This is a genomic window from Sphingomonas sp. PP-CC-3A-396 (assembly GCF_004343105.1).
Lineage (GTDB): Bacteria > Pseudomonadota > Alphaproteobacteria > Sphingomonadales > Sphingomonadaceae > Sphingomonas.
Window position 1 is genome coordinate 391,508 of record NZ_SLYF01000003.1, and the last position, 16,700, is coordinate 408,207.

The 16,700-nt window shown below is 66.4% G+C and carries 13 protein-coding genes; 10 read left to right on the forward strand and 3 right to left on the reverse strand.

The features are described from left to right. The first annotated feature begins 11 nt into the window (after positions 1 to 11). The 3 genes from C8J40_RS07890 (at position 12) to C8J40_RS07900 (ending at position 3,382) form a co-directional block, all read left to right on the forward strand. A complete protein-coding gene (locus tag C8J40_RS07890; protein WP_243693268.1) occupies positions 12 to 821 on the forward strand; it encodes a SapC family protein in 810 nt (269 codons plus the stop codon). Between the two features lie 65 nt (positions 822 to 886). Next, complete coding sequence (locus C8J40_RS07895; RefSeq protein WP_243693286.1) at positions 887 to 1,858, forward strand: cupin-like domain-containing protein; 972 nt, start codon at positions 887 to 889, stop codon at positions 1,856 to 1,858. A gap of 9 nt (positions 1,859 to 1,867) precedes the next feature. Beyond that, complete coding sequence (locus C8J40_RS07900) at positions 1,868 to 3,382, forward strand: tryptophan halogenase family protein (RefSeq protein WP_132896530.1); 1,515 nt, start codon at positions 1,868 to 1,870, stop codon at positions 3,380 to 3,382. Positions 3,383 to 3,690: 308 nt separating this feature from the next. Here C8J40_RS07900 and epsC read toward each other — a convergent pair whose 3' ends face one another. Genes epsC through C8J40_RS07915 form a run of 3 tightly spaced genes read right to left on the reverse strand, consistent with a single transcriptional unit; the run spans position 3,691 to position 6,378 of the window. Then, positions 3,691 to 4,644 (reverse strand): serine O-acetyltransferase EpsC, encoded by a 954-nt coding sequence (gene epsC, locus C8J40_RS07905; RefSeq protein ID WP_132896531.1) that lies wholly within the window; start codon positions 4,642 to 4,644, stop codon positions 3,691 to 3,693. A 19-nt stretch (positions 4,645 to 4,663) separates the two neighbouring features. Next, positions 4,664 to 5,488, reverse strand: coding sequence for a PhnD/SsuA/transferrin family substrate-binding protein (locus C8J40_RS07910; protein ID WP_132896532.1), 825 nt, complete (start codon positions 5,486 to 5,488; stop codon positions 4,664 to 4,666). Next, positions 5,485 to 6,378: a fatty acid desaturase gene (locus C8J40_RS07915; RefSeq protein ID WP_132896533.1), complete on the reverse strand. Its 894-nt coding sequence runs from the start codon at positions 6,376 to 6,378 to the stop codon at positions 5,485 to 5,487. The genes C8J40_RS07910 and C8J40_RS07915 overlap by 4 nt, the downstream gene beginning before the upstream one ends. A gap of 348 nt (positions 6,379 to 6,726) precedes the next feature. Here C8J40_RS07915 and C8J40_RS07920 point away from each other — a divergent pair, with 348 nt between their 5' ends. From C8J40_RS07920 to cobA, 7 genes are all read left to right on the forward strand, one after another. Continuing rightward, the gene (locus C8J40_RS07920) at positions 6,727 to 7,305 is read left to right on the forward strand and encodes an ANTAR domain-containing protein (RefSeq protein ID WP_060525221.1); all 579 of its coding nucleotides are present in this window, start codon (positions 6,727 to 6,729) and stop codon (positions 7,303 to 7,305) included. Continuing rightward, complete coding sequence (locus C8J40_RS07925; RefSeq protein WP_132896534.1) at positions 7,305 to 8,519, forward strand: CmpA/NrtA family ABC transporter substrate-binding protein; 1,215 nt, start codon at positions 7,305 to 7,307, stop codon at positions 8,517 to 8,519. Before C8J40_RS07920 ends, C8J40_RS07925 begins: the two co-directional genes overlap by 1 nt. A gap of 349 nt (positions 8,520 to 8,868) precedes the next feature. Beyond that, entirely contained in the window at positions 8,869 to 10,251 is a 1,383-nt protein-coding gene (locus tag C8J40_RS07930) for an MFS transporter (protein ID WP_132896535.1), read from the forward strand. A 38-nt stretch (positions 10,252 to 10,289) separates the two neighbouring features. Continuing rightward, positions 10,290 to 12,791 carry a nitrite reductase large subunit NirB gene (nirB, locus tag C8J40_RS07935; RefSeq protein WP_132896536.1) on the forward strand — a complete coding sequence of 834 codons (2,502 nt, stop codon included), beginning with the start codon at positions 10,290 to 10,292 and terminating at the stop codon, positions 12,789 to 12,791. Then, entirely contained in the window at positions 12,788 to 13,126 is a 339-nt protein-coding gene (gene nirD, locus C8J40_RS07940; RefSeq protein WP_175518279.1) for a nitrite reductase small subunit NirD, read from the forward strand. Before nirB ends, nirD begins: the two co-directional genes overlap by 4 nt. Before the next feature lie 155 nt (positions 13,127 to 13,281). Beyond that, positions 13,282 to 15,867, forward strand: coding sequence for a nitrate reductase (locus C8J40_RS07945; RefSeq protein WP_132896665.1), 2,586 nt, complete (start codon positions 13,282 to 13,284; stop codon positions 15,865 to 15,867). Further along, positions 15,857 to 16,648: a uroporphyrinogen-III C-methyltransferase gene (gene cobA / locus C8J40_RS07950; protein ID WP_132896537.1), complete on the forward strand. Its 792-nt coding sequence runs from the start codon at positions 15,857 to 15,859 to the stop codon at positions 16,646 to 16,648. Before C8J40_RS07945 ends, cobA begins: the two co-directional genes overlap by 11 nt. Positions 16,649 to 16,700: the final 52 nt, after the last annotated feature.

Consider the following 16,700-nt stretch of genomic DNA (forward strand, 5'->3'; position numbering starts at 1 on the left):
CCGACACTATAATGGGCCGCCGCGACGTCGTGCGGCGGCCTTTTTCTTTTGTTGGCCGCCATCGCGCTGATAGACCTGATCCAACAACAGGACCGGAGCGGATGAACCCCGTACAGATCAATAATATCGACCATGCCAATCTGCGCGTCAGCCCGAGAGCAGGTAGTGCGTTTGGCGACGCCGCCAATCAGGCACTGATATTCCCGGCCGAGTTCGAAGAGGCACAGCGCGAATTCGCGATCATATTCCGTCGCCGCGACGAAGGGTTGCAGGCCTACGCCTTGTTGGGACTGGACCGCGACGAGAATCTGTTTCTCGCCGGCGACTATTGGACGAGCCGCTATGTCCCAGCCAGTCACCAGCGTGGCCCCTTCTCGATCGGAATGGTCCGCGCATCCGGGGACGAAGTGGGCGAGCCGATGCTGCACGTCGATCTCGACGATACGCGGGTCGGCGATAGTGCAGGCCTGCCGCTGTTCCTCGAACATGGTGGCAACACACCGTATCTCGATCATGTCACCAGCGTGCTGCGGCTGCTGTACCAGGGAATCGAAACCGCGCCGGCCGCCTATGCCGCGCTCGACGAGGTAGGTCTCCTCACGCCGGTGACGCTGACCGTCGATGTCAGCGAAGAGCGCCGCTATACCATTCCCGACGTGCTGGTCGTGGACATCGAGCAGCTTGCTGCGCTGACCGGGGAACCGCTCGAGCGGCTGCATAGATCGGGTGTGCTGCGCCTCGCCATTCTCGCCGCGGCGTCGCTCGGCAACATCCAGCAGTTGATTGCCCGCAAGCAACGACTGCTGAGCCAGATCGGTTAAGCGCGGTGGCGGATATCACACGCCGTACGCGGGTGATCGAGGGGGCGGACGCGGCTGGCGTGCCCATTGCCGATCTGATCGCCGACGGCCTTCCGGTGATCCTGCGCAGGATCGCGCGCGACCTGCCGCTGGTCGCGATCGGGCTCGAGGGTGCAGAGCCGGCGATGACGTGGCTCAAGCAGTTCGACGCCGGGCGTCCGGTTACCGCGTATCTCGGCGATCCGGCGATCGGCGGCCGCTTCGGCTATTCCGACGATTGCACCGCGCTGAACTTCAAGCGGGAGAGCGGTTCGCTGTCCGGCTATCTGGATCAGATCCTCGCCAGCCTCGACGATCCGGATGCGCCCGCCATCTATATCGGTTCGACCGACATCGATCTGTATCTGCCCGGCCTTCGTGCGCAGGCGGCGTTGCCGTTCGGCGATCCGCAACTCGTCGAGAACCCGCCGCTCGTCAGCATCTGGATCGGCAATCAGACGGTCGCCTCAACGCATTACGACATGTCGAACAACCTGGCGTGCTGCCTCGTCGGCCGACGGCGCTTCACGCTGTTCCCGCCGGATCAGGTTGCCAACCTCTATCCCGGGCCGCTCGAGCCGACGCCGGCCGGACAGGTGGTCAGCATGGTCGACCTCCGCGCCCCCGATCTCGATCGCTACCCGCGCTTTGCCGAAGCGCTGGCGCATGCCGAGGTCGCCGAACTCGAACCGGGCGACGTGCTGCTCTACCCGGCGTTGTGGTGGCACAATGTCGAGGCGCTCGACGCGTTCAACGTGATGATCAATTATTGGTGGAACGCGGTGCCGCGGTTCATGGATACGCCGATGAACACGCTACTCCACGGGCTGCTGTCGCTGCGCGACCGGCCCGATCACGAGAAGCGGGCATGGCGCGCGATGTTCGACCATTATGTCTTTGGCCCTGTCGATCAGGCCAGAGCGCACCTGCCCGAGCACGCGCACGGCGAGCTTGCACCGCTGGATGCGCTGTCGGCGCGGCGTTTGCGCGCCAAAATTCTCCAGCGCATCAACCGATAGGAGCCGATCATGGTCGAGCAGCGCATCAGGAAAGTGGTCATCGCCGGCGGTGGCACCGCGGGCTGGCTCACCGCCGCCGCCCTGTCACGCCAATTGGGGCAGCTGCTCGACATCACGCTGGTCGAATCCGAGGAGATCGGCACGATCGGCGTCGGCGAAGCGACGATCCCGACGATGCGCTCGTTCCATGCGATCCTGGGGCTGGACGAGCGCGAGTTCATGCGTGCGACGCAGGCCACGTTCAAGCTCGGCATTGCGTTCGAGAACTGGGCACACGAGGGCGATCGGTACATCCATTCGTTCGGCGACCTCGGGAAATCGACCTGGATGGGCGACTTCCACCATTTCTGGCTGGCCGCCAAAGCCGCCGGCGATCCGAGCGAGATCGGCGACTATTGCCTCGAGCTTCAGGCGGCCAAGGCGGAGCGGTTCGCGTTGCCGTCCGAAGGCGAGATCAACTACGCCTATCACCTCGATGCAGGCCTTTACGCCCGGTTCCTGCGCGCCCGCAGCGAGGCGAACGGGCTGAAACGGATAGAGGGACGGATCGCCAGCGTCGATCGCGATGGCGAAACCGGCTTTATCCGCGCGCTCGTCCTCGACTCCGGCGAGCGCGTCGACGGCGACCTGTTTATCGACTGCACCGGCTTTCGCGGGCTGCTGATCGAAGGCACCTACGCCGCCGGTTACGAGGATTGGTCGCAATGGCTGCCGACCAACAGCGCCTTGGCCGTGCAGACCGCTTCGACGGGTCCGGCGCATCCTTACACGCGCGCGATCGCGCATGACGCGGGCTGGCGCTGGCGCATTCCGTTGCAGCACCGCGTCGGCAACGGGCTGGTCTATGCCAGCGAGCATCTGTCCGACGACGAGGCGCACGCCCGTCTGCTCGGCGCGATCGGCAGCGCGCCGCTGACCGAGCCGCGGCTGATCCGCTTCCGCACCGGTCGCCGGCGGCAGGTATGGAAGGGCAATTGCGTCGCGCTCAGCCTTGCCAGCGGGTTCGTCGAACCGCTCGAATCGACCAGCATCCACCTTATCATGACCGGCGTCCTGCGGCTGATGAAGAGCTTCCCGTTCGGCGGTATCGCCCCCGCGGTGGTGACGCGGTTCAACGATCAGGCGCAAGCCGAGCTGGAACACGTACGCGACTTCATCATCCTCCATTATCACCTCAACAATCGTCCCGAGCCGTTCTGGGCGGCGCGCAGAGACATGCCCATCCCCGACACACTGGTCGAACGGATCGCGCTGTTCGCCGAAGGCGCGCAGGCGTATCAGGGCGGTGAGGACCTGTTCCGTGTCGCCAGCTGGGTGCAGGTCATGCTCGGCCAGCATCTCGTTCCACACGACCACCATCGCCTGGGCAGCATCATGGGTGGCCCACAGCTCGCCAGCGTATTGACCAAGATCCGCAGCGACATCGCCGGCATGGTCTCTGGCATGCCGACGCACCAGCAGTTCCTGGATCGCTACCTCGCGCCACCGATCGCGGCCGGGTCCGGGATCCGATCGATGAACTGAACCGCTCGGAACGATGCGGTCGAGCACCCTATCCTCCTCCCGAGCGGTGAGCCTTGCGATCTGCAGCGCAAGACGGGGCGCAACACATGCGAGCTTGATCGCCGTCCACGCCATATTCGACCAGAACAGCGCCAGATACGCCCCCTTCGTCATACGCTTGTGAAGGAGGACGCTAAGCCCAGATCGACAGCATGATGGGGGTGAGCACTAGACGTAAAAGCGGGCAATCGGGGCGGACGATACCGGATCGGATAAGGCGGCATCTAAGCACCCGGCGAGCCCTCACCTCTAGCGGGCTTGAACCTGCCCTATCCCGAGCGACCTCTCAGCGCTTCGTGCAGATGCCCCGCGGCATCGCCTGACAGGATCGTCGCCGTTGGCTGGGCGACGACGCTGCCCGCGGGCACGTCCTCCAACAACCAGACATTGCCGCCGATCGTCGCGCCCCGACCGATCGTCACCCGGCCGAGAATCGTCGCACCCGCATAGATCACCACGTCGTCCTCGACGATCGGATGCCGCGCCAGCCGCTCGCGCGCCGAGACATCGGTCACGCCGAGGGGGCTGCGGGCCCCCAGCGTGACGTGCTGATAGATCTGCACGCGGTCGCCGACGATCGCGGTTTCGCCGATGACGACACCGGTGCCGTGGTCGATAAAGAAGCTGCGCCCGATCGTCGCGCCGGGATGAATGTCGATACCGGTGCGGTTGTTGGCGAGTTCGGAGATGATCCGGGCCACGATCGGCGCTCCCAGACCGTAGAGCGCGTGGGCGATCCGGTGATACAGGATCGCGACGATTCCAGGGTAGCAGATCAGGATCTCGTCGGCGCTGCGGGCCGCCGGATCGCCGAGAAACGCCGCGCGGACATCGTCGTCGACCAGTTCCCGGATCGGCCCCAGTTCGGCAGCGAAAAGCCCGACGATCATCGCGGCCTGACTGACGTCGAACGCGAGAAGCGCCTCGCCTTGCCAATAGTCGAACTCGTTCTCGATCTGTCGCTGCAATCCCGACAGCGCGCGTCGCAAATGCGTCTCCACGAACGCATCCTCCATGCTTTCCGGCCCCGCAAACGCGCCAAGCCGCCCAGGGAAAAGCGCTGCAACCAGGTCATCGATCATGCGCACGGTCTCGTCCCGCGACGGAAACCGCGCGACATTGTGCCCACCAATGGCGTCCAGTCGCCACGACGTCCTGGCCGCGCGCAATTCGTCGAGGGTGGGTGCGAGATCGAGTGATGCATCCGATGCAGTCAACGACATGATCAAATCCTTGTTAGGCTCAGCGCAAGTCCGGGTATCCGGCGCGTGCGGCATTTGACTGAAGCCTCATTATCGGTACCGAAATGGCTTCGTCGGCTGGCGCGGTGCCCGCCAGGAACAGGCATGCCCGTACGGCGGCCAGTTCCGGGTCGAGCATCACGTGCCGAAGCGCGCATTCGAGCGCGACGACCGTGGCGGCGCTGGTCGAGGCGGCGGTCACGAACGGCAATGTGGGCGACTCCGGACTGCTCATAAGGATTCGCAGTCGCGCGGTCAGTTCGGGCTCGAACCGGGCGATTGCCGCGTAGGTGACGCAGTCGATCGCGGCGATGTCCGCATCCCCCGCACCGACCGCGACGATGCTGCCACGGTGCGATCCCGTCGCGATCACGGTTTGGAAAAAGCCGCCGGTAGCCGATGACTGCCCCGCGATCGGCGCCAGCGTCGCTCGAAACAGATTCATGCCGGTATTGGAGTGCGCATCGTTGATCGCCGCGCGGGCGCCGCGAAACGCCTCGATCGACACCCGCTCATCATTTGCGCGCGCGACAAGGATGCTGGTGTGCGTCGCGCCGACGCAGCCCGGCGCATCGTAGACCGGAAGTGCGACCACCCGGAGTGCCAGCGTCGTATCTACGGCCAGCGGATAGCCACAGGCCTGCGCCAATACAAGCCGAGGATCGCGCCAGGTCGCCTGCACGTCTTGCGTCCGATCGAGGTGGGGCGGCACGTCCTCCACGCCCCGCTCGCGAAGCAGGCGCGAGATCGCGGTCCAGAGCTGATCGTTGGCGTTCCTTTGTGCTGGATGATCGTACATGCCCAGCGAAGCAATCCGATGGGTCACGATAACGGTATCCGGTGCGATGGATGGATCAAGTCGTCATGCGGATGGAACGCGAACCGTCGCACGATCTCGCCATATCCCCGGTAGATCGGCGCGCCCTGTGCGGCAAACCGTGCTCGGTGGATTCGATGATAGGCCGGCAAGTCATGCCAGGCGAGTGCCGGGCGCTCATGATGCGCCGCATGCAGATTATTGTTGAGAAATAGCAGCGCCAACAGGCCGCCCTCCTCCACGCTGGCCGCTCGACCGGGACTGCCAAGATCTGCTCGGTGTTCGGCGTAAGACCGCAGCATCGTCAATGCCATGCCGGGATAGACGAACGTCACGCCATACCGGATCACGCTCAGCCCGACATGATCCAGCCACCAGAGCACTGCGATGACCGCCGCGAGATGCGGTAGCCAGTCGCGAACCACCTGCACCGGTTGGTGGATCGCACGGCGCCCTTCCCCGGCAAGAAAACGCAGAATCAGGATCGGCGGGCCGAAGACCATCTGCCCGAGCAGCGTCGATTGCAGCCTGCCACATGCTGCTCCCATACCATCGGTCGCGCTACGATACCGGGACTCGGGATCATGCTGGGGATCTGTGATGACCTCCGCCGCGTGATGCGCGCGGTGGCTGCGACGGTAGAGCCGGTAGGGTAGCCAGAGCGACAGGGGCACAGACCCGATCGCGTCGTTGATCGAGCGATTGCGCGTCGGGTGCCCGTGGATCGTCTCGTGCTGCAACGATCCCTGCCAGGCAAGCAACCAGCCGCCGACAAGGACGAGCAAGGGCAACGGAAGGACGGCATGAAACGCCGTTACGACAAACCAACTGCTGTATATCGCGGCTGCGACGAGCACCGTCCGCCACTGTACCGCTTCGCTGAGATCATCTCGCTGCATCGCCACCTCCAGTTGGAAATCGAATATCTATCGGGCTGGTAGGATTTGACAGTCGATTGCGCTTTAGAATGAGAAAATTCTGCTTGCGTGCTCGGCGAGGCCGGCCGGACCGTCACGGCTTTTGGAACAGGCATGGCCCATACTCGTGCCCGGATAGGGTACCGGCCGCCGCGATGGTCGCCGCGATCGGGAGCGGTTCATTTCGCTGAATCCGGACTGGTCGCAGCGGGCTTGCCGACGGGAGGGTCGATGGTCGTCATCGAATAGGTAGTGAAATGCCGCTTGGCATCGGCTGACCTGGACCGATGCGCCCTCGCCATCGGAAACGGTACTGCATAAGACGATGGCATGCGGATCGCGATCATCGACACGAGCACCACGCGAGCGGCGATCATCTCTGATGGCCTACGCGAAGCGGGGCTCGATGATATCGTCGTGATCGACGGGACGTTGGGGATGGTCGCGGCGCTCGAGAAGGCCGCGCCCGAGGTGGTGCTGATCAACCTCGAAAATCCCAGTCGCGACGTGCTCGAGGAGTTTTTCGCGGTGTCGCGCGCGCTGGCGCGGCCGATCGCGATGTTTGTCGACCAGAGCGACGCGGAGTCTACCGCCGCGGCGGTCGACGCAGGGGTGTCGGCGTATATCGTCGACGGGTTGGCCAAGCAGCGGATCAAGCCGGTCATCGACCTTGCGATCCGGCGGTTTCAGGCGTTTGCGCGGTTACAGGCGGAGTTGCACGAAGCGCGCAGCGCGCTGGCCGATCGGACGACGGTCGACCGCGCCAAGGCGATCCTGATGAAACGCCGCGGGATCGACGAACCTACCGCGTACGGCCTGCTCCGCGCGCAGGCGATGCGATCCAACCGACGGATCGCCGAGATCGCCGATGCGATCATCACCAGCGACGCGCTCATGGGAGATTTGTAATGGCGCTCGACCGGGTCCGCATCGGATTCCTGCCGCTGGTCGATGCGGCGCTGCCGATCCTCGCGCGCGAACGTGGGTTCGCGGAGGCCGAGGGGCTGGAGATCGAACTGGTCCGCGACATGACCTGGGCGACGGTGCGTGATCGGCTGCTGTACGGGCATACCGACGCTGCGCATATGGTCGCGCCGCTGGCGATCGCGACGGCGCTGGGGCGTGAGCGGCCGGCGGTGGCGATGGCGGTGCCGTTCGTGCTGGGGCTGAACGGCAATGCGATCACGTTGTCGTTGCCGCTCGCCGCGCAGGTGATGGACGGCGATGCGCTTGGCGATCCGGTCGTGCTCGGCGCGCGACTGAAGATGGTCGCGGTGGCGCGTGCTGCGGCGGGGCGGCGGTTGCGGTTCGGTGTGGTGCATCGCTATTCGAGCCATAACTACATGCTGCGTTACTGGCTCGCGGCGGTCGGCATCCGGCCCGATACCGATGTCGAGATCGTAACGACCAGCCCGACCTTCGCCGCCGATGCGCTGGCGGCAGGCGAGGTCGACGGGATCTGCGTCGGTGAGCCCTGGAACGGCGTCGCGGTGGATCGCGGGGTCGGGCGGATCGCGCTGGTGACGGCGCAGGTCTGGCGGCGTGGGGTCGAGAAGGTGCTGGCGATGCGCGAGGCGACGCTGGTCGAGCGCGGCGACGTCGTCCACCGGCTGATCCGTGTACTGCACGCTGCGGCTGCGCAGTTCGTCGATCCGGATACGCTTGAGGCGAATGCGGCGATACTTGCTCGTCCGGACTATCTCGATGCGCCGGTCGATGCGGTGTCGCGCGCGATCGGCGACCGGGTGCGGCTGGTGAAGGATGCGGCGCCGATCCACGTTCCGGACTTCATGTTCCAGTACCGCGAGGCGGCGAACTTCCCGTGGCGGAGTCAGGCGGCGTGGCTGTATTCGCAGATGGTGCGGTGGGACGGCACGCCGTTCTCGGCCGAGGAGGCGGATGTCGCGCAAGGCGTGTTCCGCCCGGACGTGTACCGCGCGGCTCTGGCTGGGTCGGGCGCGCCGTTGCCCAATGCGAGTTCGAAGCTGGAGGGGGCGATCGGCGCGGACAGCATCGGTGCGGGGTCGACGCAGGGGCGGTTGATCCTTGGGCGCGATGCGTTCTTCGATCGGCGCGCGTTCGATCCGGATGATATCGAGGGATATCTGGCGGGGCTGCCCTGACGGCAAGCGGCCCTGCACCTCCTTGTTCTCCCGCGAAGGCGGGAGCCCAGTCTGGGTCCCCGCCTTCGCGGGGAAACACGGTAGGGAAGGCGACGATAATTCGGACGCCAAACCCAAATCTGCTGCACCCGCGAAATGCCGCTTGCTCGATGGGGCCACTTCGGTCATCTTCACATAGTCCGGCATTGGAGTCGGACACGAAATCATCGCGAGACCGGTTCCAACGACGGGACCTGACCGCGTAGGACGATCCACCGATCGTCCAGAGGCAACGAAGCCGCTCCGATGCGTCCGCAAGGTCGCCGTCGGGGCGGCTTTTTCTTTGTCCATCGCAGATGGGGAACCGACCATGTTGTTCGCATCACCAGGTATCGACATCGCCGCGCCGAAAGCCACCAGGATCGACCTGTTCAGCGCCGCCACGCCGCAGATGCGCGCGTTCCATGTGACGTGGCTCGCGTTCTTCGTGTGCTTTTTCGCGTGGTTCGCCGCCGCGCCGTTGATGCCGCTGATCAAGGCCGAGTTCGGCCTCAGCAAGGATCAGATCGCCAACATCAACATCGCCGCGGTCGCGGTGACGATCCTGGTGCGGCTGGTGGTCGGGCCGCTCTGCGACCGGTTCGGCCCACGCCGCACCTATACGTGGCTGTTGCTGCTCGGTGCGATCCCGGTGTTCGGGCTGGCGTTCGCGCAGACGTACGAGACGTTCCTGTTCTTCCGCCTCGCGATCGGCGCGATCGGGGCGTCGTTCGTCATCACGCAATATCATACGAGCGTGATGTTCGCGCCCAACGTCGTCGGCACCGCCAACGCGACCGTCGGAGGCTGGGGCAACGCGGGCGGCGGCGCGGCGCAGAGCCTGGTGCCGCTGGTCGTCGCGGCGTTGATTGGACTCGGCGTCGAGCACGCCTGGGGCTGGCGTGCGGCGATGTTCGTGCCCGGCGTCGCGATGGTCGCGATGGCGTTCGTCTATGCACGCTACACGCAGGACACGCCGCAGGGCGACATCGTCGATCTGCGCGCGGCGGGGATCGAGCTTGATGGCGGCAAGGCGACCGGGATGGCGATCTTCCGCCGCGCCGCCGCCAATTACCGGACCTGGATGCTTGCTGCGACCTATGGCGCGTGCTTCGGCGTCGAGATCTTCATCCACAACATAGCGGCCAGTTATTACGTCGACCGGTTTAGGCTTTCGCTGACTAGCGCAGGGCTGGCGGCGGGGATATTCGGTGGGCTGGCGCTGTTCGCGCGGGCGCTCGGCGGGATCGCCAGCGACCGGATCGCGCTTAGAAAGGGCCTCGACGGCCGCGCGCTGCTGTTGTTCGCGCTGATGCTCGGCGAAGGCGTCGGACTGGTGCTGTTCGGGCATGCCGGCAGCGTCACGCTCGCGATCCTGGCGATGACGATGTTCGGGCTGTTCACGCACATGGCGTGCGGCGCGACCTATGCGCTGGTGCCGTTCATCGACCGCAAGGCGCTGGGGGGTGTCGCCGGGCTGATCGGCGCGGGCGGCAACATCGGCGCGGTCGCGGCGGGGTTCCTCAACAAGGCCTCGGCCACCCCGCAGCAATGCCTCATCATACTCGGCTACGTCGTCGCAGGCACCGCGGTCTGCGCGCTCGCCGTCCGCTTCTCCGCCACGCACAAATCGGACGAGCGCGCGCTGCTCGACGCGGCGCTCGACGCACGCCGCACCAGCGACCGCTCGGTCAACGGCGCGCTCCCCGCATGACCCTCCCTTCCCCGGCTCCAACCCGACTGGACGATCTGATGGAACACCAGACTATCACCCCCGACACCCCCTTTTCCAAGAGGCGCGAGCATCTCGTCGTGATCGGCAACGGCATGGCCGGCTGTCGCGCGGTCGAGGAACTGATCGCGCGCGATCCGACCCGCTACCGCGTGACGATCTTCGGTGCCGAGCCGCACGTGAACTACAACCGCATCATGCTGTCGCCGGTGCTGGCGGGCGAGAAGACGTTCGAGCAGATCGTCATCAACGATCACGCCTGGTACGCGACCAACACGATCGAACTCGTGACCAGCGACCCGGTACAGGCGATCGACCGCGTGGCCAAGACCGTCACCGCGCGCTCCGGGCTGACGGTATCGTACGACCGGCTGCTGATCGCGACCGGCTCCGATCCGTTCATCATCCCCGTCCCCGGCAAGGACCTCCCCGGCGTCATCTCCTTCCGCGACATGGCGGACGTCGATCACATGCTGGAGGCTGCGGGCAAGGGTGGCGCCGCGGTCGTCATCGGTGGCGGACTGCTCGGGCTGGAGGCGGCACACGGCCTCACGTTGCGCGGGATGAAGGTCACGGTGATCCACCTGATGCCGACGCTGATGGAACGGCAGCTCGACGAAGCGGCAGGGTGGTTGCTCAAGTCGGCGCTAGAATCGCGCGGCCAGGTCATCCTCACCGAGGCGAACACCGCCGAGATCGTCGGCGATACCCGCGTCGAGGGCGTGCTGCTGAAAGACGGCACGCTGATCCCCGCGAGCCTCGTCGTCATGGCGGTCGGCATCCGACCCTCAGTGGCGCTCGCGCGTGACGCCGGGCTCGATATCGGCCGCGGAATCAAGGTCGATGACCACATGGTCACCAGCGACCCGTCGATCCTCGCGGTCGGCGAATGCGTCGAGCATGACGGCAACGTCTACGGCCTCGTCGCGCCGCTGTGGGACATGTGCCGCGCTCTCGCCGACGGATTGGTCGAGCAGCACAGCGGCTATCGCGGATCGGTGACCTCGACCAAGTTGAAGGTCGCCGGGCTCGACGTATTCTCGGCGGGCGATTTCTCCGGCGGTGCAGGCGCAGAGGACATCGTCCTGCGCGATGCGTCGCGCGGCATCTACAAGCGCGTCGTGGTCAAGGACGACCGGATCGTCGGCGCGGTGCTGTACGGCGACACGACCGATGGCGGCTGGTATTTCGATCTGCTCAAGCGCGGCGAGGACATCTCGGCGGTGCGCGACATGTTGATCTTCGGCCAGTCGTTCGCCTCGGGAGGAGGCGCGGCGGACCCTAAGGCGGCCGTTGCGGCGCTCTCCGACGATGCGGAGATCTGCGGCTGCAACGGCGTCACCAAGGGCAAGGTCGTGGCGTGCATCGGCGCCGGCAATACGACGCTCGACGCGGTCCGCGCGACCTGCAAGGCGTCGGCATCGTGCGGATCGTGCACCGGCCTCGTCGAGACGCTGCTCGCGGTCACGCTCGGCGACGAATATTCGGGCGAACGTTCGGTGAAGACGGTGTGCAAATGCACCAGCTTCGGCCACGACGACGTCCGCCGCGAGATCGTCGCGCAGGGCATGCGCTCGATCCCCGAAGTGATGCAGAAGATGAGCTGGTCGACCCCCGACGGGTGTTCGTCGTGCCGGCCTGCGCTCAATTACTACCTGCTCTGCGCGCTACCGGGCGACTACAAGGACGACCAGCAGAGCCGCTACGTCAACGAGCGCGTGCATGCGAACATCCAGAAGGACGGCACCTATTCGGTCGTGCCGCGTATGTGGGGTGGCCTCACCAACCCGCGCGAGTTGCGCGCGATCGCCGATGTCGTCGAGAAATACGACGCGCCGATGGTCAAGGTAACGGGCGGCCAGCGGCTCGACATCTTCGGCATCAAGAAGGAGGACCTGCCCGCGGTGTGGGCCGATCTGAACGCCGCGGGGATGGTCAGCGGGCATGCGTACGGCAAGTCTTTGCGGACGGTGAAGACGTGCGTCGGGTCGGACTGGTGCCGGTTCGGGACGCAGGATTCGACCGGGCTCGGCGTGAAGGTCGAGCGGATGACCTGGGGCAGTTGGATGCCGCACAAGTTCAAGATCGCGGTCAGCGGCTGCCCGCGCAACTGCGCCGAGGCAACGATCAAGGATTTCGGCGTGGTCTGCGTAGACTCGGGTTACGAACTGTCGGTCGGCGGAAATGGCGGGATCAAGGTCCGCGCGACCGACTTCCTGTGCAAGGTCGCGACCGAGGAAGAGGCGATGCATTACTGCGCCGCGTTCATTCAATTATACCGCGAGGAAGCGCGCTATCTGGAGCGGACCGCGCCGTGGATCGAGCGGATCGGGGTCGAATATATCCGCGAGCGGATCGCCGAGGATCCCGAGGGCCGCGATGCGCTGGCGGCACGGTTCCTGTTCTCGCAGCAGTTCACGCAGGACGATCCGTGGGCGGCGCGTGCGGCGGGTGAGCACCGTGAGCAGCATGCGCCGATGGCGCGGTTTACGCCTCTGGATGCAACGCGAGAAATGGCATGATCGGCGAATGGCTTGATATCGGCTGGGTCGACGAGATCCCGGTGCGCGGCAGCCGCACGGTGCAGGTTACCGGCGGCGACGACATCGCGGTGTTCCGCACCGGTGACGGCAAGGTGTTCGCGCTGGCCGATCGCTGTCCGCACAAGGGGGGACGGTTGTCGCAGGGAATCGTCCACGGCGGCGCGGTGGCGTGCCCGCTGCATAACTGGCGGATCGCGCTGGATACGGGCGAGGCGCTGGGCGAGGACAAGGGGTGTACGCCGGTCATTCCGGTGAAGGTGTCGGGGGGGCGGGTGCTGCTCTGCCGGACGTCGACGATGAAGGCGGCCGCGTGATCCTCCCCGGCACGGGGAGGGGGACCGCCGCAGGCGGTGGAGGGGGGCCTCCACGAAGCAAGACGCCTGCGGAAGGGACTCCACGAAGGGGGACGCCTGCGGGAGCCCCCCTCCACCATCCTTCGGATGGTCCCCCTCCCCGTGCCGGGGAGTATATCCGCACGACCTGCGCGTATTGCGGCGTCGGGTGCGGTATCATCGCGACGCCGACCGGCGAGCGGTCCGTCACGATCAAGGGCGACCCCGATCACCCCGCCAATGCCGGCAAGCTCTGCTCGAAGGGCACCCATCTCGGCGAGACGGTCGGGCTCGAAGGCCGCCTCCTCACCCCGATGATTGGCCAGCGCCGCGCATCCTGGGACAAGGCGCTCGACCTCGTCGCCAAACGCTTCCGCGACACCATCGCGCAGCACGGGCCGAACAGCGTCGCGTTCTACGTCTCCGGGCAACTGCTCACCGAGGACTATTACGTCGCGAACAAGCTGATGAAGGGCTTCATCGGCTCGGCCAACATCGACACCAATTCGCGGCTCTGCATGGCCAGCGCGGTCGCCGGGCACATGCGCGCGTTCGGCGAGGATATCGTCCCCGCGAGCTACGACGATCTCGACGTCGCCGACCTGATCGTGCTGGTCGGATCGAACACCGCCTGGTGCCACCCGATCGTCTATCAACGCATCCGTGCGCGCTGCGACGCCGGCGTGAAGCTCGTCGTGATCGACCCGCGCCGGACCGAGACCGCGGACGAGGCCGACCTGCACCTCGCGATCCGCCCCGGCACCGACGTCGCGCTGATGAACGGATTGCTCGCGTGGTGCCGTGACGCAGGCGTGGTCGATTACGACTATCTCGCCGCGCACGTCGCCACGCCCGACGCGTTCTGGGACCAGATCGGCGAGGGCAGCGACCTGTGGTCCGTAGCGCGAACCTGCGACGTTTCGCCGCAGGATCTCAGGCGCTTCTTCGAACTGTTCGCCGCGACGCCCCGCACAGTGACGATGTTCAGCCAGGGCGTGAACCAGTCGCTGTCGGGCACCGATCAGGTCAACGCGATCACCAACCTACACCTCGCGACCGGCCGCATCGGCAAGCCCGGTGCCGCGCCGTTCTCAATCACCGGCCAGCCCAATGCGATGGGCGGGCGCGAGGTCGGCGGGCTCGCGTCGAGCCTTGCCGCGCACATGGACTTCGCGCCTGAGAACATCGCCCGCGTCGGCCGGTTCTGGGCCGCGCCGAACATGGCGACCAAACCGGGGCTGAAGGCGGTCGACCTGTTCCGCGAGCTCGGCAACGGCCGGATCAAGGCGCTGTGGGTGATGGCGACCAACCCCGCGGTGTCGATGCCCGACGCCGGCCATGTCCGCGAGGCGCTGGCGGCGTGCCCATTCGTCGTCGTTTCGGACGTAATCGAGACGACCGACACCTCGGTCCACGCGCATGTCCGTCTCCCCGCCGCAGCGTGGGGCGAGAAGGACGGCACCGTCACCAATTCGGACCGTACGATCAGCCGCCAGCGCGCGTTCTTGGTGCCGCCCGGTAAAGCGAAGCCGGACTGGTGGATCGTCACGCAGGTCGCGCGGCGGATGGGGTGGAAGACGGCGTTCCCCTATGATCGCCCCGCCGAAATCTGGCGCGAGCATTGCCGGCTGTCGGCATACGAGAATGACGGCGCGCGACTGTTCATGCTCCCCGGCCATGCCGCCAAGGGCAATGCCGAGTATGACGCGATGCCGCCGTTCCGCTGGGGTGGCACGCCATTTGCGAACGGCCGTTTCTCGACGCCCGACGGACGCGCGTGGCTGGTGCCGGTCATGCAGAAGCCCGTCGTCGCCCCGCTCGCGAAATGGCCGATGACCCTCAACACCGGCCGCTACCGCGACCAGTGGCACACGATGACCCGCACCGGCCTGTCGCCGAAGCTCGCACGGCACCGTGAGGAGCCGCTGGTCGAAATCCACCCCCATGATGCCGAACGGCTCGGAATCGTCGATGGCAGCCTCGCGCGCGTGTCGACGCCGCAGGGAGAAAGCAGCTTCCGCGCGAGCGTCGCCCTGACGCAGCGGATCGGCGAACTGTTCGTGCCGATCCACTGGACCGACCGCACGGCGACCGGTGGGCGGACCGGCCTGCTGCCCCGCCCGCTCGCCGATCCGATCTCGGGCCAGCCGGGCTTCAAATCGACTCCCGTGCGGATCGAGCCGGTGGCAACCGAGTGGCGCGGCTTCGTCGTCGTCCGAGGCGAACTGGCAAGCCGCCCGGACTGCCTGTGGGCGACACGCGTCGCGGTGCCGGGTGGAACGACATGGGACATGGCCGGCAACGGCGACGCCGCAGCGCTCGACGCGCTGCTGCCAAAGGGCCAGCGGGTCGAGGCTGTCGATGCAGCACGCGGCAGTCGACGGATAGCGATCCTTGATGGCGGCAGGCTCGCGGCCGTCCTGTTCGTGACGCGCGACGGCACACTCCCGCCCCGCGACTGGCTCGTCGCGCAACTGAGCGAGGACGTTGCCGCCCCGACCCTGCTCGCCGGCCGCGCACCGGGCGTGCAGATCGACCGCGGGCCGATCGTCTGCGCGTGCTTCGACGTCGGGTTGAAGACCATCCTCGCCGCGATCGCCGACCAGCAGCTCGCCGACGTACCTGCGATCGGGGCGGCACTGAAAGCCGGCACCAATTGCGGATCGTGCCGCCCCGCCCTCGCCAAACTCCTCGTCACGCAAGGATCAGCAAATGTCGCATGATTTCCCGCCCGGTTCGGTCTGGCTGGTCGGTGCCGGCCCGGGCGATCCCGACCTCCTCACGCGCAAGGCCGAACGCCTGCTCGCGGCGGCCGACATCGTCTTCTACGACGCGCTCGTCGGCCCGGGCGTCCTCGCTCTCGTTCCGGCGGGAACCGAGATGGCAAGTGTCGGCAAGCGATCGGGGCGCCATTCGAAGGATCAGGTCTCGATCAACGTCCTGCTCGCCGACGCTGCGCTCGCAGGCAAGCGCGTCGTCCGGCTCAAGGGCGGCGATCCGTCGATCTTCGGCCGCTCGACCGAGGAGCTCGACCACCTCGCCGCCAGCGGCATCACCGTTCGCATCTGCCCCGGCATCACCGCCGCCAGCGCCGCCGCGGCCTCGGGCGGCGCCTCGCTGACGTTACGCGGCCTCGCGCGGAAGCTCACCTTCGTCACCGCGCACGCCCGCGCGGGCGAAGCGCTCGATCTCGACTGGACCGCGCTCGCCGCGCCCGACGCTACGATCGCCGTCTATATGGGCCGCGCCGCCGCCGGCGAAGTGTCACGCGAACTGATCGCCGCCGGGCGCGCGCCCGACACGCCGGTGATGGTCGCGGTCAACGTCTCGCTGCCGACCGAACGTATCCTGCGCGGGCGACTGTCGGCGCTGGCGTTCCTGGTGGAGACGATCAGCGACAACGATCCCTCGCTGCTGCTGATCGGCGATGCATTGGCAGTATCGTCGATCGCGGCCGTAAACACGATGGCGCAAACGCGGGGCTTCGAGGTTGGGGTGGCATAAGGCCGAAGACGCAAGCTTGTTGGCCAGCGAACATGTGCTCGCCCTAGTCTGG